The sequence below is a fragment of the Vibrio sp. TRT 21S02 genome, assembly GCF_050113675.1.
In the GTDB taxonomy this organism is placed as follows: Bacteria; Pseudomonadota; Gammaproteobacteria; order Enterobacterales; family Vibrionaceae; genus Vibrio.
The window spans coordinates 96,966-114,646 of sequence record NZ_JBNJOI010000011.1 but is presented as its reverse complement, the minus strand read 5'-3'; the positions used below and the strand labels follow the sequence as shown (position 1 = coordinate 114,646).

The window sequence follows — 17,681 nt, the reverse complement described above, 5'->3', positions numbered from 1 at the left end:
TCCTGTCGTTGGTCGGTGAAAAGCTTATAAACCTGATTTCAGGCTAGCTTCAATGAATTTATCCAGATCGCCATCAAGTACCGCTTGGGTATTGCGGTTTTCAACGCCGGTCCGTAGATCTTTAATGCGAGAGTCATCCAATACATAAGAACGGATCTGGCTACCCCAGCCGATGTCAGACTTAGCATCCTCATTGGCTTGCTTTTCTGCATTCTGCTTTTGTAGCTCAAGCTCAAATAGCTTCGCGCGAAGCTGTTTCATTGCTTGATCTTTGTTTTTATGTTGTGAACGATCATTTTGACACTGAACTACAGTGTTGGTTGGAAGGTGGGTAATACGTACCGCAGATTCCGTAGTATTAACGTGCTGACCACCCGCGCCTGATGCACGGTATACGTCGATGCGTAGATCAGCAGGGTTAATGTCGATATCAATGTTTTCATCAACCTCAGGGTAGATAAACGCAGAAGCAAATGAAGTATGACGACGACCACCGGAATCAAATGGCGATTTACGCACCAAGCGGTGAACACCTGTTTCGGTACGTAACCAACCATAAGCGTATTCGCCAGAGATGCGGACTGTTGCTGACTTAAGGCCAGCCACTTCACCTTCAGAAACTTCGATCACCTCAGCTTTAAAGCCTTTCGCTTCAGCCCAGCGTAAATACATACGCAGCAACATTGAAGTCCAATCTTGTGCTTCAGTACCGCCGGAGCCTGCTTGCAAATCGATATAACAATCCGATGCATCATGATCACCAGAGAACATACGGCGGAACTCCAGCTTCTCGAGCTTTTCTTCAAGTTCAACCAATTCTGGTTCGATTTCATCAAATGTTTCTTGATCTTCTTCTTCAACAGCAAGCTCTAAAAGACCGTCAACGTCTTCAACGCCTTGCTCAAGTTGATCAATAGTTTCAACAACCGCTTCCAAAGATGCACGCTCTTTACCAAGCGCTTGGGCACGCTCAGGTTCATTCCACACATCAGGTTGTTCGAGTTCTGCGTTGACTTCTTCTAGACGCTCTTTCTTGGCGTCATAGTCAAAGGTACCCCCTCAGGACATTTGTGCGCTCAGACACGTCCTGAAGACGGTTTTTAATAGGATTGATTTCAAACATGTTTGCTCAACATTTTAGAATAGAATTTAACCGAGAAATTCTACTCAAAAATGTGACGAAGATACAGGAAAAATTGGATTGAAAAATGGAAACAAAAAAGCCAGTGATGACCACTGGCTTTTCTATCTTGCGGAAGGTTCGTCTTTTACAACTATGCTGTTTCTTCGACAACAGGTTGCTCTATAGATTTTCCGACAAAAAACATACAGATAATTGCAGCCGTAGTTGGCAACAACCACCCCATTCCCACCTCAAACAAAGGCAGCATGTTGAATGCCGAAACATCAATACCAGCAACTTTCGCTGCATCGATCAATGCGAACAATAGCGATACTAAAATGACAACACGGTAAGCAACACGAGGGTTTGGCAATTTCTTACGTACAAAAGTCAGTGCAACTAACGCAATCGCAACCGGATACAACGCGAATAGCACAGGAACAGATAGAGAAATAAGCTGAGACAAGCCCACATTTGCAACAAATGCACACGCCACACCATTGATGATCACCCAAGTTTTGTATGACAACGGTGTTAATGAACTAAAGTAATCTGAACACGCCGATACCAAACCAATTGCTGTGGTCAAGCACGCCAGTAATACGATAATAGAAAGAACAATTTGACCATAAGAGCCAAATAGCGCCTGTACGTAATGGCTTAGAATAACACCACCATTATCGGCCCCAGCGGCAACCGTCGAACTCGTTGCGCCTAGATAGAATAATGAAATGTACACAAACGCTAGACCTGCCGCTGCAATGCATGCAGCACTAATAAGGTATTTGGTGGTTGCAGCACGCTCGGTAATGCCCTTACTGCGCAGCGCATCAACCATCAGCACACCAAACATCAGAGATGCGAACGTATCCATGGTGTTGTAGCCTTCTAGGAAGCCTTTTTGCAACGGATGCGTTAAATATTCACCCTGAGCAGCTGCAATATCACCTTGCGGATTCAGAAATACTGCCAGAGCAAGAACAATCAAACCAACGAACAAAAGAGGCGTCAGCACTTTGCCAATCACATCAATAAGTTTGCCTTGGAACCAAGCAAACATCATTGCAACGACAAAGAATAAAATCGAGAACATCGTCAGATGAATTTGTTCCGCATGAGCGAAAAATGGCTTCACTGCCATTTCGTACGCAACTAACCCAGTACGAGGAGCCGCGAATGCTGGACCAATAATAATGAAGATAAGCACGGCCATGGTCACTGCCGCACGTTTAGGTAGATCTTTGGTCATGTGTTCCCAACTGCCACCAGCCAGTGCAATGGCAATAATGGTGATAAGTGGAAGACCGACAGCGGTCAATAGAAAACCTGACATCGCCGGAAGCAAGCTTTCACCCGCAAGTTGTCCTGCTGATGGTGGGAAAATGATGTTACCGGCTCCCAAGAAAAACGCAAAAAGCATAAAGCCTACTGCGATGATATCTGTTAGTTTTAGCGTCTGTTTCACAGCTAACCCTTTTCTTATACTGATTGATGTTGTGTATGCTTGGATAGACGTAAAACGCCTTCCAATCTATAAAATTTAGGGGCGAATAATGACGAAATACTTATCCATGCGCAACTACCCCTTCAAAAACACTATATTAATTTACAAATACAACGAAATTGCAGTTCATTATGCTACCTCACAAACAAACACCAGCTAATTGAACCATTCATTTAATAAAACAATTTAATCACAAGTAGAGCATTTAACTATACAAAACACTAACATTAGTTAAAGAACCTACAAAACTATCACCAAACAAAATAAACATGAAAAGTAGCACGCAAAAAACCAAAAGCTTTAGTTTCAAACAATTTAAAATTGATGGCGGTTGTTCAGGTATGCCAGTCAGTACCGATGGCGTGTTACTAGGCGCTTGGGTTGATATAAAACAGAGCCAGAATTTATTGGATATTGGGACAGGGACAGGGTTGTTGGCTTTAATGTGCGCGCAACGAAACCCAGAATTGCAGATTGAAGCGATTGATATTGAAGAAAATGCTTACCATGCCGCTGCAAATAACTTCAGAGCCAGTCCTTGGCATGAGCGTTTAACACTACATTTTGGGGACATACTTGATACTCATTTCCCCCACCAGTTTGATCGCATCGTCTGCAATCCACCTTACTTTAACTCCGGAGAACAAGCACAGTCTGTACAACGAGCGATAGCTAGACACACTGACCAGCTCCCCCACCATGATTTACTCACTCGTTGCCAAAGCCTACTGACGCCAACCGGAACCGCCAGCTTTGTGCTTCCTGTGACAGAAGGAGAGCTCTTTTACCGGCACGCATTTAGCTCTGGGTGGTCTCTTAAGCGTTTGTTATCTATCAAACCAACCGAAAAAAAGCCCATTAACCGACTGTTGATCGAGCTGAGCCTAGCGCCATGTCAGCCAAGCCAACGTCAATTACTCATCAGAGAAAACGGCCAATACAGCGCAGAGTTTATTCATCTGACGCAAGCCTTTTACCTTAAGATGTAAAATAAGGTGTGATCCGAATCACCGAACCCTCTATACTATGGCCCCTTATTTTTTGTCGTCTACTTACCCAGACTTGCCTTTCGGCTTGTGGAGATATCACAGTGATCAAAAATTTTGCTGAATTAGAATTAGATCCAAACTTGCTTCTCGCCATTGAAGAGATGGACTTCTCGCGTCCAACTCAAATCCAAGCGGAAGCCATTCCACAAGCACTGGATGGACGCGACATTTTAGCATCAGCACCAACAGGCACAGGGAAAACCGCCGCATTCGTACTGCCAGCATTGCAGTTTCTGCAAGACTTTCCTCGTCGCAAACCGGGGCCTGCACGCGTTCTGATCTTAACACCGACTCGTGAGTTGGCGATGCAGGTTGCCGACCAAGCTCGTGCCCTCGCAAAGCATACCAAGCTCAACATTTTCACCATTACGGGTGGTGTACAGTATCAAGAGCACGCTGACATTCTCGCAACCACTCAAGACATTGTGGTCGCTACACCAGGGCGATTAATGGAATACATTGAAGCCGAACGTTTTGATTGTCGTGCAATTGAGTGGCTGATCTTAGATGAGGCAGATCGTATGTTAGACATGGGCTTTGGCCCAACGGTCGATCGTCTTTCATCAGAATGTCGTTGGCGCAAACAAACCCTACTCTTCTCGGCCACGCTCGAAGGAAAAGGGGTTGAAGGTTTCACAGCAGATCTCCTTAAAGAGCCTGCTGAAATCGATGCTGAGCCTTCTCGCCGTGAACGTAAGAAAATCACCCAGTGGTACCACCGTGCAGACAGCATGGAGCACAAGCTGGCACTACTTAAAACAATCCTTACCGAACAAGCGGAACGCTCTATTATTTTCCTAAAAACTCGCGAGCGTTTAGCAGAACTGCGAGTCGAATTAGAGAGAGCACAAATCCCATGTTCGTGGATCCAAGGAGAAATGCCTCAGGATCGTCGTAATAATGCGATTAGCCGCTTCCGTGATGGTACCGTGAATGTCTTATTAGCGACCGATGTCGCTGCTCGTGGTATCGATTTACCTGATGTGAGCCACGTGATTAACTACGACATGCCACGCAGTGCGGATGTGTATCTTCACCGTATTGGCCGAACCGCTCGCGCCGGTAAAAAAGGCAATGCCGTATCAATCGTTGAAGCACATGATCAGCCGATGATGGATCGCGTCGCTCGCTACGTCAAAGAAGAGATCAAAGAGCGATTCATCAAAGAGCTGCGCCCTCAGCATAAAAAACCAGTGTTTAAGAAGAAAAAGAAAAAAGACGACAAGAAAAAAACAACGGTAAAAGCGAAAGGCAAAAAAAAAGTAGCTAAGAAAAAATAACGTTTAAATAAACAAAAAAATGCCGCTTCAATCGAAGCGGCATTTTTTATATCCGTTCTTTCTCGTTATCAGCATCTACTGATAACGAGAAAGCATTTTACTTTATATGGCTTGGTGTGAATTCGCCTTATACAAAGTCTTCTTCACACCAAAGGCTGAGACGCAATCAGTGCTCGCGAGTAGCACGGAACTCAACATCAGGGAAACGCTCTTGTGCCAAGTTCAGGTTCACCATGGTTGGCGCGATGTAAGTTAAGTTATCACCACCATCCAATGCTAAATTAGTCTGGTTCTTACGTTGGAACTCATCCAATTTCTTCGCATCACCACACTCAACCCAACGGGCAGTAGCAACATTGACGCTTTCGTAGATCGCTTCTACGTTGTATTCCGCTTTAAGACGAGCCACAACCACATCAAACTGCAGCACACCAACAGCACCAACGATCAAATCATTGTTCTGCACCGGACGGAAAACCTGTACCGCCCCTTCTTCAGAAAGCTGAACTAAGCCTTTCAACAATTGTTTTTGCTTCAATGGATCTTTCAGACGGATACGACGGAACAATTCAGGCGCAAAGTTCGGGATACCCGCAAACTTAAGCGATTCACCTTGAGTAAAAGTATCGCCAATTTGAATGGTACCGTGGTTATGCAGACCAATAATGTCACCCGCATACGCATTTTCAGCACGAGAACGGTCACCAGCCATAAAGGTTACAGCATCAGAAATGCTCACCTGTTTACCCAAACGAACATGATTCATTTTCATACCTTGGGTATAAGTGCCCGACACAATACGCATAAAGGCGATACGGTCACGGTGTTTAGGATCCATATTCGCTTGGATTTTGAAAACGAAGCCAGAGAATTTCTCTTCATTCGCTTCCACTTCACGTTCGTTCGCTTGACGAGCCATTGGCGCCGGCGCCCACTCAGTCAAACCATCCAACATATGATCAACACCAAAGTTACCCAGTGCAGTACCAAAGTAAACTGGCGTCAATTCACCAGCGAGGAACAACTCTTGCTCAAACTCAGGGCATGCACCAATCACCAACTCAAGCTCTTCACGTAGCTGCTCAGCCAGTTCTGTACCCACCGCTTCATCCAATTCTGGATTGTCTAAACCTTTAACAATACGCTGATCTTGAATCGTATGGCCTTGGCCTGTGGTGTAGAGAATGGTTTCATCACGGTGAATGTGATACACACCTTTAAACTCTTTACCACAACCAATTGGCCAAGTAATCGGAGCACAAGAGATATTTAGCTCACTTTCGACTTCATCCAATAATTCCATTGGGTCACGAATATCTCGGTCCAATTTGTTCATGAATGTTACGATTGGTGTGTCACGTAGACGAGTCACTTCCATCAGCTTACGTGTACGATCCTCAACACCTTTAGCGGCATCGATCACCATCAGACATGAGTCAACAGCCGTCAGCGTACGGTAAGTATCTTCTGAGAAATCTTCGTGTCCTGGGGTATCTAATAAGTTGACAAGGCACTCATTATAAGGAAACTGCATCACAGAAGTCGTTACCGAAATACCACGCTCTTTTTCCATTTCCATCCAGTCAGATTTGGCATGTTGGCTTGAGCCACGGCCCTTTACTGTACCGGCAGTCTGGATTGCGCGTCCGAATAACAGAACCTTTTCAGTAATGGTGGTTTTACCCGCATCCGGGTGAGAAATGATAGCGAAAGTACGACGTTTGCCGACTTCACCTAAAAACGCTGTATTTGACATGAAACTCGTCTTCTTTAGTCAGATAGGCAGGTTATTCTGCTCATGCAGCTGAGCACCCCGTGCCATTCGATTCAAATTTGCGCGGTATTCTCGCTTATATTCCTCATGGGAGCAACTTTAGACCTGGCATTACAATGTTTTTTGCCGCTAACTGGCTAGAAATTAAAATCTCAATAAATATGAGCTATAACTAAAGGAGTAGATGGAAGCGAACCTAGCTATGCCAGAGACCAAGCAAATAAATTCACTCGCATTTAGACAAGCAAAAACCGTATTCCTAGTATCGGTGATACTCGGGCTGTGCTTTAGTTTGTATCACATTCTGGTCGACTTGCATCAAGAACAGCGCCGGATTGAAGAGCATTACCAGTTCAAACTATTACAAAATTACTCCAATGCCAGCCAAGCTGCCTATCACCTTAATCAATTGCTTGCCGAACAAGTTGCGTCAACTTTGATGATGGATCAGGCCATCTATAACGTACGTATCATCGATGATTTTGGCGATATTTTAACTGAGCGAGAGCGCAGTATCTCGTTACAAAGTGGATTCACCCACATACTTTCAGGTTACCTCACCCCATCCGCTCCAACCTATACAACCGAGCTGCATCAACCCAACTCGAATGTCGTGGTTGGTACACTGAGTTTTTCGGTGAATGGAGCCAATATTGCGAAAGCGTTTATTTCCAAAACCAGTCAAATTCTCTTGTTTGACTTATTGAGAAATATATTACTGACCACTATTTTGCTGATTTTTTTCTATTACAAACTATCAAAGCCACTCGTTACTCTGATTGATTGGGTTCGTTCATTACAAAACCGTAAAGAAAACCTTCCACCACCGACACAAAATCAAGACGATGAAATCGGCCACCTAGCGACCACGTTTCATACATTATGGAAAGACAGAGAAGCGGCTGAGGCGAAACTCAACCAGCTTGCTTATTACGACTCTTTAACTGGCCTAGCAAACCGAAGCTTGCTACTGCAATCACTAGGAAAATCCATTGATTGCGCTAACAAAGACAACACCGTCGGCGCACTGTTTTATCTTGATCTAGACCGCTTTAAAACCATTAATGATTCATTAGGCCATACCATTGGTGACCATCTCATTAGAGCCATCGCGATGCGAATTGAAGCATGGTTAAAAGATGAATATATCGCAGCGCGCATTGGGGGGGACGAGTTTGCCATTCTGCTTCCTAACCTGCCACATGATAGCGTTAAAGAGGTTGCTCAGCAGTTACTTGCCCTTATCTCTAATCCTTATTCAATTGATGATCACCAACTCTATTGCACCGTCAGTGTCGGAATTTCTACCTTTCCATTTGTGGGTTGCAACAACATCGATGTGCTGCGACAAGCCGATACAGCGCTTTACCGCGCTAAAGTCGCAGGCCGCAATAAATACATGTTTTATGAACCGGAAATGCAGGCACAAGTTGATTCTTTCCTAGAAATAGAAAAAGGTCTGCATGAAGCCATCAGTAGAGATCAATTAGAGCTTTATTACCAACCGCAAGTTAATGAGAAACATCAGATCATTGGGGTCGAAGCCTTGATCCGCTGGAATCATCCTGAGAAAGGTTTATTACCACCGGGAGTATTTATGCCCATCGCCGAAGAAACGGGACAAATCCTGCAGATTGGCGACTGGATCATTGAACAAGCCTTTTACCAATACGCACAATGGAAAAATAAAGGAGTACTCCCTGATAGCTTCCGCCGTTTAGCCGTCAATATCAGCCCACTACAGTTTTCACAAAACGCTTTTGTCGACCAAATCCGTCAAGCACTCACCCAGTCAGGGATAGACGGAGAACATATTGAATTAGAGATCACCGAGAACCTTCTTTTAGAAAATGTGGAAGGGGCGATACAGAAGATGAAGCAGCTGAAAAATCACCAGCTCACAATCTCTATTGATGATTTTGGTACAGGCTACTCATCGCTGCGCTACCTGAAACACATGGATGCCGATGTTCTTAAAATTGATCGCTCTTTCGTTACCCAACTCCATATGGATGAAAGCGATCAAGCTATTGTCGACACCATCATCATGACTGCACGTCGTCTCAATATGGAAGTCATCGCAGAAGGGGTAGAAGATGAATACGAGCTACAAGCTCTAAAAAATCTGGGGTGTGACCAGTTCCAAGGTTATTTGTTTGATAAACCTCTACCTGCAGAGGAGATTGAAAAACGCTTCAAGAATAACTATTACGTTATTACCCCAGTCGATGCACTACAAATTGGTCAGAAATAACAAGTCGACATGAAACCACTAGAAAAATAGATAACTCATGATGATCGCATCTTCTTTGCCTGATGCTGTTGGGTAGTAGTTGATGCGGCGGTCGACTTCATTAAAACCGTGCGATTCATAAAGATGATATGCGCCAACATTACTTTCTCGAACCTCTAACCATGCACTCTCAGCCTTCACGTTTTCACACAGGGTTAAAAACGCATCCATAAGATATTTACCATGCCCTTTACCTTGCTCACTTGGTGCAACGGCAATATTCAGTAAAGTTACCTCACCGACAATATTCTGCGCATAGAAATAACCGACCAAAACACCTTGATACAGCAAGACATGATGACAGGCGCCTCGGCTATTGATGTCATTGATCATCGTTTGTGACCAAGGGTGGCTATGTGCTTGGGTTTCTATATGAAAAACGGCTTCAGTATGTTCCGCCGCTAAAGGAAGTAATTGATAAGTCATAATGGATTATTGATACGCACAAATTTGCTGCCACAATGCCCGGCGCTGTTGATTATCGCCGTCAATTTTAGCCAGCTCAGGAGAAACTAATTTATTCGCTTGGATCTGGTCTGAGGCATCACAACCTGCATACCAAACCCACTGCAAGTGATGCTCACCTAACTGTTCAATCTGTTCAGGAAAAATATGCAGTGCGTCGCTTAGGGTCAGTCGAATGCTTTTTAAAACCCGTTCAAACAACAATGCTGTCTCATTTTCAGGATAAAAAGGAGACACCAATAAAAGTTTACAGGAGGCTTGCAAAGCAAACTTTTCGGCTTGGTAGCCTAGCAACCTTTCTGGGTGAGCGAGCTGATAACTCTGAATCCCCATTTCTTGCAAATATTGTAGCTCGTGCTGTGACATAGACGTGTCTTGACCAAAAAAAACCCAGCCATGCTACCAAATAAATGATTTAAAGTCAGAGGCATTATGAAACATTTGAAAAACCTATTACTGGGCATGGTTTTGGCCACACTCAGCAGCGCAAGCGTGGCAGCGAAACAAGATGGTGACTGGACGTTAATCGCAGAAAAATTGGTAAATTACAAATCAGAAACCGATGTGGTTCGCCCTATTCCATTTTTAAAAGCGCGTAACTTTGGCCAAATTAAGCTCACTTGTACTCAAGGTACCGTGAGTTTACACAAGATTGTTGTGACCATGAGCGATGGTTCAACCAAGGAGCTCTCTTCAATGGGGACATTGAGTAAAGGGATGTCAACTCGCACATGGATTTTGCCTGGCAATGAAGACGCAAAGCTAAGAAAGCTGGAAATGACATACGATAGCTGGGGAAGCCAAACACTGAATGCCTTCGGTGTAGGTAAGAAAGCAAAAATCGAAGTCTGGGGCAAAAAACGCGAAAACGAATGATAAAAAGGGGTGTTTCACCCCTTTTTTTAATCTTGTTACAGCTCGCTAAATTCTGGGCTGAACTCAATCAGGCCTTGGCGGCCGTCCAACTCACCATCACCTAAAGCGACGATCTGAAAAGCACCTTGAGGCACTTCCCACTGACAACGGATTTGATGTTGCTGTGCGTCTTCAAAACCGAACCGACCATAATAAGCAGGATCGCCTAAAACAACACAGGCCGGATAACCAAACTCTTTTAGCGTTATCAAACCTTCTTTAATCAAATCAGCACCAATCCCTTGATTTCGCGCAGATGCCTTAACAGCTAAAGGGGCAAGCCCCTGCCAATTTAAATCTTCACTTTCAAGTATCACAGGGCTAAACATGACATGCCCAATGACTTCACCTTCATCACTGCATGCGACCAATGACAGCGTACGGTGGCCATTTTCGCGCAACTTCATCACTAGCTGAGCTTCCGCTTCTGTTGGGAAGGCATCTTTTAGCAAGCGATCGACGGCCAGAATATCAGCTGGCGCTTCAGTTCGTATAAGCATTTACAACCTCGTTTTGTGTTACTGGTGATTGTAACCCTTTATGAACGAAGTCTGCTAATTCATTTAAAAGAACCTGTAAAGGTTTCGGCAATAGATCAAGATCGACACTGTCCATCAAGTTTTTGACTTCAAGACCAAGCTCTGTATCTCCCTCAATAGACAAGCGTCGTTGGAAGAACAAGGTGTCAGGGTCTTCTTTGCGGCCAGCGATCAACACTAAATCATTCAAATTCCCAGCAAAGCATACGTCTTCTTGCATTGGAGTATCTGCAACAACTAACTTTTCACCTTCGTAGCTGATATACCAACATAACTGCATATCTTTAACTTCAACCTTAAGCCATTTTCCTTCAAGGAATTCAAAATCCCCATCCTCTAAAGCTTCTTTGAAAATGCTTTTAAGTCCTTCTAATAAGGCTTTTTTTTGTACAGATTGCGGTAATAAGTGGACTGGAGATCGCAAAATTGATGCCGCATTTTGAACTAATTGAGTGCGAATCTTGTTAATCACGCGTGTTATCCGTTACTTTGTAAAAAGAATGGCCCATCATAAAGGATGTATGTGCTGCAATTCCTGTTATGCATCAATAAAACCGTCTGATGCCCGATATCCTTTTCTAACTTGGCAATCACAGTTATAGTAGTTCTCTACTATCAGCCCTATGAATGTATGAGCTCTTTGGAGACCCGGTAAAATATTAATGCCTTCGCAACAGTTACAGCATTGGTTTGCAAAATTAACGGCTAACAGCCCGTTTTTTTTCGCTGTTTTAGATAACCAGCACAACTATGCAATGGTGAACGAACGCTATTGTGATATCGCGGGACTTTCCTCTAAAGAACTTATCGGGATGAATGACGTCCAGATATTCGGCCAGCATTTTTATACTCATCTGAAACCGTATTATGAGCGTGCCTTTAAAGGTGAACAGCTCGAAGCAGAAATCACATTAAGTGAGCTCGATCTTGAAACCAGTTTGCACTTCTGTCTCGCGCCAATCGAAAGCGAACACGGTATTAAACAAGTCATTTTTCACGCCATCGATACATCAGAAAAACAACTTTTAGTTCGTTCTCTTGATGAAGCGGAAAGCAAGTTTTCTACCCTTACCTCTCTATTACCAGACGGCTTATTACTAGTCGAAGACGACTGCATTATTTCTGCAAACCAATCTGCATCACGTTTGCTTGGGTTGGAAAGTGTTTCAGACCTTTTAAGTGAAGAACTCAGTACGCTTTTTATTGACGAAAAATCCAAAACGAGTTTTAACGCGAAGTTAAGTTTATTGCTGGCAGAGGCACCGTTAGTCTGTTTAACCGGGCCACGATGCGGCTTTGAGCGCAGAGTTCAGCTGAGTGCTGATGCAACCATTATTCTGGGTAATACTTCTCAGATCGTGCTGATCCAAGACGCGGAAGATACACCAAAGCAGTTATCAGGATACAAACAGGATGACAGCCATTTAGACTCACTAACAGGGTTATACAACCGTTTTGGTTTCACCAAACGACTGGAGCAATTGATCCACAACGAAACGCCGTTGATCATGCTTTACCTAGACATTGATAACTTCAAAAACATCAATGACTCACTCGGTCACCACATTGGCGACAAAGTCATTAAAGAAGTTTCATCTCGCTTAAAGCGCCTTCTGCCACAGCAAGCCGTACTTGGTCATTTAGGAGGAGATGAATTCGGCCTCATTTTGCCAGAGCCAGACAATAACCGCATGGCAGAAATGATGGCAGATCGAATCATTTCTCTTATCAATCAACCTTTTGATCTTCACCACTTTAGTAAACGCTTGGCTTGTTCCATTGGTAGTGTGGCTTATCCGGGAGATGGTAACGATGCACGTATTTTGCTACAAAATGCAGATACTGCCATGTATGAGGCCAAAGATCGTGGGCGTAACCGCCTGATCAAATTTAACGACCAAATGAATAAAGAAGCGCGCATGCGTTTATGGTTGGAGATCGAACTACAAAAAGCGTTGCAGCAAAATGGATTGGAAGTCTGGTACCAACCTAAGGTCAACGCTCGTGATTTCAGTATTAACGGAGCGGAAGCTCTGATCCGCTGGAAACATCCAGTGGAAGGTTACATCAGTCCGGGCGCATTTATCCCGGTTGCTGAACGTGCAGGTTTAATTGAGCATTTAGGTCGCGTTGTCATGCGCGAAGTATTTTCTACCGTCAAACGCTGGAAGCTACAAGGGATCTTACCTGGTCGCGTCGCCATCAATTTATCTCCGGAACAATTTGGTAATCCTAAGCTTATTGATTACATGGAGAAGTTACTGCGCAGTACCGAACTTGACCCTGCCTGCATTACATTTGAACTGACTGAAAGCGCCGTAATGAGTGACAGTGAGCATACGCTACAAATGCTTAACGCGATTAAGAAACTTGGCTTCTCTCTTTCCATCGATGACTTTGGTACCGGTTATTCCTCGTTGTCTTATCTAGCTCGTTTCCCTATCGATGAGCTCAAAATAGATCGCGCCTTCATTACCGATATCGATACACTGCCTAAACAGGTGACCGTCATCGAAAACATCATCAACTTAGGTAAATCTTTAAACCTAACCGTGGTTGCTGAAGGGGTTGAAACACCTCAACAGGCCACGCTGCTTTCAAACCTTCAATGTCATTCTATTCAAGGTTTTCATTTCTATCGCCCTCAACCAAAACAAGAAGTGGAAGAATTATTCATTCAAAACCGACGCCACAAAAACTAACCCCTTAAGGGTAATTTCGAGTTAACTCACACAAACCTGCCTTACATCAATTCTGCCATTCATATTTCTTCATAAAATACGGAACAATTTTCTAAGCAAACACCTGCAATTCAAATAAGCAGTGCCAGCTTGTACGTACTGTCCTTACTTGAACTAACAGCAATAATAATTGGTAATGAGCGATGGAACTCCTATGCCCAGCAGGTAACCTACCTGCGCTAAAGACTGCAATCGACTGTGGTGCCGATGCGGTTTATATCGGCTTTAAAGATGACACCAATGCACGTCATTTTGCTGGTCTAAACTTCACTGGCAAGAAGCTAGATAAGGCAGTGCAATATGTTCATGATAAACATAAAAAAATTCATGTAGCCCTCAACACTTTTGCCCATCCAAACGGGTTCAATCGCTGGACTGAAGCGGTTGATCGCGCTGCCGACATTGGTGTGGATGCCCTGATTATCGCGGACATTGCAGTATTAGATTATGCTGCCAATAAATACCCTGATCTTGAGCTGCACCTTTCCGTACAAGCTTCCGCGACCAATGTGGCTGCCATCGACTTCTACCAACAGAACTTCAATGTAAAGCGCGTTGTATTGCCTCGGGTTTTATCAATCCATCAAGTCAAACAGCTGTCGCGTAACATCACCAGTGCTGTTGAGCTGGAGGTGTTTGCTTTTGGTAGTTTGTGTATTATGTCGGAAGGTCGTTGCTATCTTTCATCATATATGACTGGCGAGTCACCCAATACTGTTGGCGCTTGTTCCCCTGCAAAATATGTACGCTGGCAAGAAACGGCTGATGGCTTAGAATCACGTTTGAATAACATTTTAATTGACCGTTACAGTGCTGGTGAAAACGCGGGCTACCCAACGTTATGCAAAGGCCGTTTCGAAGCCGAAATTGAAGGTGAGAAAAAACGCTACCATGCGCTGGAGGAACCAACCAGCTTAAACACCCTTTCGATGTTACCAGAACTGTTTGCAGCAAACGTCGCTTCAGTAAAAATCGAAGGTCGCCAGCGCAGTCCGGCATACGTAGAGCAAGTCACGCGTACATGGCGCGCAGCGATAGATCGCTATCAAGCAAATCCAGAAGCTTACCAAGTGGAAGCAGCTTGGGACGCCGCATTAGCAAACGTATCTGAAGGCACGCAAACCACACTTGGTGCTTACCATCGTAAATGGCAGTAGAGGTTAAGATGGATAATTCAATGAAATACGCACTTGGCCCACTACTTTACTTTTGGCCAAAACAAGATGTAGAGGCATTTTACGAACAAGCAAAATCGAGCTCAGCAGACATCATCTATCTCGGTGAGACTGTGTGTTCAAAGCGTCGTGAGATGAAGCCTGCGCACTGGTTTGAAATTGCAAAAGAACTGTCCGCGTCTGGCAAACAGGTCGTGCTATCGACCATGGCTTTATTAGAAGCCCCCAGCGAAGTGAACGTCATGAAGAAATACATCGACAACGGTGACTTTGCCATCGAAGCAAACGATGTATCAGCCGTTCAATTAGCTTCTGAACATAAAGTCCCATTCGTTGTTGGTCCTGCGGTAAATACCTATAACGCACACACCTTGAACTTATTTCTTAAACAAGGGATGGTTCGCTGGTGCATGCCTGTAGAACTGTCACGTGAATGGTTAAACAACGTTTTAACTCAATGCGATGAACTGGGGATCCGCAATAAGTTTGAAGTTGAAGTATTCAGCCATGGTTATCTACCACTCGCCTATTCTGCCCGATGTTTTACTGCTCGCGCTGAAAACCGAGCGAAAGACGATTGCGAAACCTGTTGTATTAAATACCAAACCGGTATTCAGGTCAGCAGTCAAGAAGGTCAGGAAGTCTTTAACCTCAATGGCATTCAGACCCAGTCGGGTTACTGCTATAACCTCATTAATGATCTTCCAAGCATGGAAGGATTGGTTGATGTGGTTCGTTTAAGCCCATTGGGCATCAGCACCTTCTCTGAGCTGGATCATTTCCGTTCAAATGAGAAAGGGACTAACCCAGGAAAGATCCAAGATCGCCAATGTAACGGCTATTGGCACCAACTTGCCGGTCTAGAAGTGAAAAACATCTAAGCACTTCTCACTGATTTCAAAGTAAAAAAGCGAGGCATTAGCCTCGCTTTTTGTTTCTATTTATCAATTAAGACGCTTGAATGCTTGGCTCAGCAGAGCTTTCATCGTGTAACTTCTTAATATCACGCCACAGCATACTCATTACGACTAAGCTCAACGCAATATTTGATAGCGGGAACGCAATCCAAATCCCCGTAATACCCCATAGCTTCGGCAGAATAAATAAGAATGGTAGCTGAATGACCATATTCCCAATCGTCACAAACATTGCTTTACTGCCCTTGTTTATCGATTGGTAATACGCCGCCGCAACAACTAGAAATCCATCGAGGAATAAAGCAAACATGTGCAGGCGAATCCCCACGACTGTACTTTCAATCAGCTGCTGATCTGAATGGTTGAATACTGATACAAACTGATACGGAAAAGCGTTCATCAAAAGTACAAACGCAACCCCACCTAATACCGCGGTCCCCATTGCAATATTCAGTAGTTTACGAATATTTTCTCGGTTACGAGCACCATGGTTATAGCTCACCAAAGGCTGCATGCCATTCGCAATGCCTTCTGCGATAAGGTAATAAACTGTAACGATGTAGCCCAAAATGGCATAGGCACCAATTAGCAATACACTGCCATATTGCGCAAATAAGCTGTTGTGTAGTGCGACCATCATTGAGCCATAGGCATACATAAAGAAGCTCGATGTACCAATCATCATAATTTTAGGCACAACATTGAACTGCATCTTTAAATCATATCTTGATAAGCGCATCTTGGCTTTAGCGCTAAAGAAATAGCCCACACCAAGGACAGTCACCACCATCTGTGCTAATGCCGTTGCGATCGCCGCTCCAGTAAGTTCCCAATCAAGCCAAGCGATAAAGAGGTAATCCAGCACGATGTTAATCACCGCACCAACGACCATCAGCAAGGTTGCCAAGTTTGGGCTGTCATCATTACGCAACAAAAAAGGGACAGCAATCGAACCTAATGAGAATACACATGCCACAATAAGAATATGCAGATACTGCAAACCTAACTCATACACACGACCTTCTGCGCCCTGCCAACGGATAAAGTCATCCGCAAAGAAAAACAAGGTCGTCGCGACTAATGGCATCAAGGCGACTAACAAAAGTAGTCCCGTCGAGAGGATACGTTTTGCCCCTTCGGTATCTTGTTCACCCTGTTTTATCGACGCCAAGGCACCAGTACCGACACCCACCATCATACCGATGCCGAGAATTGAGCCGATGATCGGCCACGCCACGTTGATCCCCGCTAATCCATCAGCACCAACATAACGACCAATAAAAATGCCATCTACGACTTGGTATAAGCCGTTCACCAGCATGGCTGCAACGGTCGGAATTGTGTATTTCCAAAACTGTTTGTAAATAGAGTTTTGCATGACTGTCACCAATAGTTAGCAAGGCTAACTAAATAGATAAATGAATAAGTAATATATTTAGTTTCCGAGCGCTTTATCCAGTAGCGCTTTCAACTGTTGGGCTTCTTGTTGATCAAGCTTACGCATTAGCTGCTGAGAAATGTCTTTGTAGACCACTTGTTCCAGCGACATTTCTTCTATGACTTCTTTAGTCAGTAGTACACGCTTTGAACGAGCATCTTCACTACAAGCAATGCGCTTCACCAAGCCTTTTTTCTCTAAACGAACCACCATATTTGAAGCCGAAGGTTTCGTCACTTGAAGCTCCTCAGCCAAATCGGTAATTCGAACGCCTTCAGGGAATTGCTGGATCACTCGTAAGTAGTCAAACTCATTAAAGCTCAAGCTTGAAAGCGGGTCTTCCTTTGCATAAACACGCCATGCCTTGGCACAGAAGCGTTCCAAATCAATCAGGCTTTTTTCCAATGCCATTGTGTTTTGCTCATTTAGTTAGCAAGGCTAACTATTTTAATATTCCCTGATAAAAAG

16 protein-coding genes are annotated in these 17,681 nt (G+C 44.1%); 7 read left to right on the top strand and 9 right to left on the bottom strand.

The genetic code is table 11. The annotated features are described in order from the left end of the window. Positions 1 to 24 precede the first annotated feature (24 nt). Both prfB and brnQ read right to left on the bottom strand, forming a co-directional pair. A protein-coding gene (gene prfB, locus ACQEXU_RS15125) for a peptide chain release factor 2 (protein ID WP_367988237.1) occupies positions 25 to 1,123 on the bottom strand; the annotation gives its coding sequence in 2 pieces (ribosomal slippage) (positions 25 to 1,047 and positions 1,049 to 1,123; 1,098 coding nt in all). 151 nt (positions 1,124 to 1,274) lie between these two features. Continuing rightward, complete coding sequence (gene brnQ, locus ACQEXU_RS15120; protein WP_427011453.1) at positions 1,275 to 2,588, bottom strand: branched-chain amino acid transport system II carrier protein; 1,314 nt, start codon at positions 2,586 to 2,588, stop codon at positions 1,275 to 1,277. Positions 2,589 to 2,896: 308 nt separating this feature from the next. Between brnQ and ACQEXU_RS15115 the strand changes: the two genes are divergently transcribed. Both ACQEXU_RS15115 and srmB read left to right on the top strand, forming a co-directional pair. Continuing rightward, positions 2,897 to 3,616, top strand: coding sequence for a tRNA1(Val) (adenine(37)-N6)-methyltransferase (locus ACQEXU_RS15115; RefSeq protein WP_427011452.1), 720 nt, complete (start codon positions 2,897 to 2,899; stop codon positions 3,614 to 3,616). Positions 3,617 to 3,717: 101 nt separating this feature from the next. Next, complete coding sequence (gene srmB, locus ACQEXU_RS15110) at positions 3,718 to 4,956, top strand: ATP-dependent RNA helicase SrmB (protein ID WP_367988234.1); 1,239 nt, start codon at positions 3,718 to 3,720, stop codon at positions 4,954 to 4,956. 166 nt (positions 4,957 to 5,122) lie between these two features. Here srmB and prfC read toward each other — a convergent pair whose 3' ends face one another. After that, the gene (gene prfC, locus ACQEXU_RS15105) at positions 5,123 to 6,712 is read right to left on the bottom strand and encodes a peptide chain release factor 3 (RefSeq protein WP_427011451.1); all 1,590 of its coding nucleotides are present in this window, start codon (positions 6,710 to 6,712) and stop codon (positions 5,123 to 5,125) included. A 220-nt stretch (positions 6,713 to 6,932) separates the two neighbouring features. Here prfC and ACQEXU_RS15100 point away from each other — a divergent pair, with 220 nt between their 5' ends. Next, on the top strand, positions 6,933 to 8,984 hold the full coding sequence (locus ACQEXU_RS15100; protein ID WP_427011487.1) for a putative bifunctional diguanylate cyclase/phosphodiesterase: 2,052 nt from the start codon (positions 6,933 to 6,935) through the stop codon (positions 8,982 to 8,984). 18 nt (positions 8,985 to 9,002) lie between these two features. Here the strand turns inward: ACQEXU_RS15100 and rimI are convergent, their stop codons facing one another. Then, positions 9,003 to 9,449, bottom strand: coding sequence for a ribosomal protein S18-alanine N-acetyltransferase (gene rimI / locus ACQEXU_RS15095; protein ID WP_427011450.1), 447 nt, complete (start codon positions 9,447 to 9,449; stop codon positions 9,003 to 9,005). Between the two features lie 6 nt (positions 9,450 to 9,455). After that, positions 9,456 to 9,854, bottom strand: a complete 399-nt coding sequence (locus ACQEXU_RS15090) for a DNA polymerase III subunit psi (protein WP_427011449.1) — start codon at positions 9,852 to 9,854, stop codon at positions 9,456 to 9,458. Positions 9,855 to 9,920: 66 nt separating this feature from the next. On the opposite strand from ACQEXU_RS15090, the gene ACQEXU_RS15085 reads away from it, so the two are divergent. Further along, positions 9,921 to 10,364 carry a hypothetical protein gene (locus ACQEXU_RS15085; protein ID WP_427011448.1) on the top strand — a complete coding sequence of 148 codons (444 nt, stop codon included), beginning with the start codon at positions 9,921 to 9,923 and terminating at the stop codon, positions 10,362 to 10,364. A gap of 35 nt (positions 10,365 to 10,399) precedes the next feature. Here ACQEXU_RS15085 and ACQEXU_RS15080 read toward each other — a convergent pair whose 3' ends face one another. Beyond that, entirely contained in the window at positions 10,400 to 10,903 is a 504-nt protein-coding gene (locus tag ACQEXU_RS15080; protein ID WP_427011447.1) for a GNAT family N-acetyltransferase, read from the bottom strand. Continuing rightward, positions 10,887 to 11,414 carry a ubiquinone anaerobic biosynthesis accessory factor UbiT gene (ubiT, locus tag ACQEXU_RS15075; RefSeq protein WP_367988228.1) on the bottom strand — a complete coding sequence of 176 codons (528 nt, stop codon included), beginning with the start codon at positions 11,412 to 11,414 and terminating at the stop codon, positions 10,887 to 10,889. The genes ACQEXU_RS15080 and ubiT overlap by 17 nt, the downstream gene beginning before the upstream one ends. Positions 11,415 to 11,604: 190 nt before the next feature. On the opposite strand from ubiT, the gene ACQEXU_RS15070 reads away from it, so the two are divergent. From ACQEXU_RS15070 to ACQEXU_RS15060, 3 genes are all read left to right on the top strand, one after another. Beyond that, positions 11,605 to 13,644: an EAL domain-containing protein gene (locus ACQEXU_RS15070; RefSeq protein ID WP_427011446.1), complete on the top strand. Its 2,040-nt coding sequence runs from the start codon at positions 11,605 to 11,607 to the stop codon at positions 13,642 to 13,644. A gap of 182 nt (positions 13,645 to 13,826) precedes the next feature. Continuing rightward, positions 13,827 to 14,840, top strand: a complete 1,014-nt coding sequence (gene ubiU / locus ACQEXU_RS15065; RefSeq protein ID WP_427011445.1) for a ubiquinone anaerobic biosynthesis protein UbiU — start codon at positions 13,827 to 13,829, stop codon at positions 14,838 to 14,840. A 20-nt stretch (positions 14,841 to 14,860) separates the two neighbouring features. Next, positions 14,861 to 15,739, top strand: coding sequence for a U32 family peptidase (locus ACQEXU_RS15060; protein WP_427011486.1), 879 nt, complete (start codon positions 14,861 to 14,863; stop codon positions 15,737 to 15,739). A gap of 67 nt (positions 15,740 to 15,806) precedes the next feature. On the opposite strand, the gene ACQEXU_RS15055 is transcribed toward ACQEXU_RS15060, so the two are convergent. Beyond that, the gene (locus ACQEXU_RS15055) at positions 15,807 to 17,153 is read right to left on the bottom strand and encodes an MATE family efflux transporter (RefSeq protein WP_427011444.1); all 1,347 of its coding nucleotides are present in this window, start codon (positions 17,151 to 17,153) and stop codon (positions 15,807 to 15,809) included. A 57-nt stretch (positions 17,154 to 17,210) separates the two neighbouring features. Next, entirely contained in the window at positions 17,211 to 17,624 is a 414-nt protein-coding gene (locus tag ACQEXU_RS15050; protein ID WP_427011443.1) for a MarR family winged helix-turn-helix transcriptional regulator, read from the bottom strand. Positions 17,625 to 17,681 lie beyond the last annotated feature (57 nt).

What these genes read in the sequence shown, in the direction of transcription:
- ACQEXU_RS15060 (WP_427011486.1), top strand. Translation starts at nt 14,861, where the DNA reads ATGAAATACGCACTTGGCCCACTACTTTACTTTTGGCCAAAACAAGAT.
- ACQEXU_RS15050 (WP_427011443.1), bottom strand. Translation starts at nt 17,624, where the DNA reads ATGGCATTGGAAAAAAGCCTGATTGATTTGGAACGCTTCTGTGCCAAG.
- ubiU (WP_427011445.1), top strand. Translation starts at nt 13,827, where the DNA reads ATGGAACTCCTATGCCCAGCAGGTAACCTACCTGCGCTAAAGACTGCA.
- prfC (WP_427011451.1), bottom strand. Translation starts at nt 6,712, where the DNA reads ATGTCAAATACAGCGTTTTTAGGTGAAGTCGGCAAACGTCGTACTTTC.
- rimI (WP_427011450.1), bottom strand. Translation starts at nt 9,449, where the DNA reads ATGACTTATCAATTACTTCCTTTAGCGGCGGAACATACTGAAGCCGTT.
- ACQEXU_RS15055 (WP_427011444.1), bottom strand. Translation starts at nt 17,153, where the DNA reads ATGCAAAACTCTATTTACAAACAGTTTTGGAAATACACAATTCCGACC.
- ACQEXU_RS15080 (WP_427011447.1), bottom strand. Translation starts at nt 10,903, where the DNA reads ATGCTTATACGAACTGAAGCGCCAGCTGATATTCTGGCCGTCGATCGC.
- ACQEXU_RS15085 (WP_427011448.1), top strand. Translation starts at nt 9,921, where the DNA reads ATGAAACATTTGAAAAACCTATTACTGGGCATGGTTTTGGCCACACTC.
- ACQEXU_RS15100 (WP_427011487.1), top strand. Translation starts at nt 6,933, where the DNA reads ATGCCAGAGACCAAGCAAATAAATTCACTCGCATTTAGACAAGCAAAA.
- ACQEXU_RS15115 (WP_427011452.1), top strand. Translation starts at nt 2,897, where the DNA reads ATGAAAAGTAGCACGCAAAAAACCAAAAGCTTTAGTTTCAAACAATTT.
- ACQEXU_RS15070 (WP_427011446.1), top strand. Translation starts at nt 11,605, where the DNA reads ATGCCTTCGCAACAGTTACAGCATTGGTTTGCAAAATTAACGGCTAAC.
- ACQEXU_RS15090 (WP_427011449.1), bottom strand. Translation starts at nt 9,854, where the DNA reads ATGTCACAGCACGAGCTACAATATTTGCAAGAAATGGGGATTCAGAGT.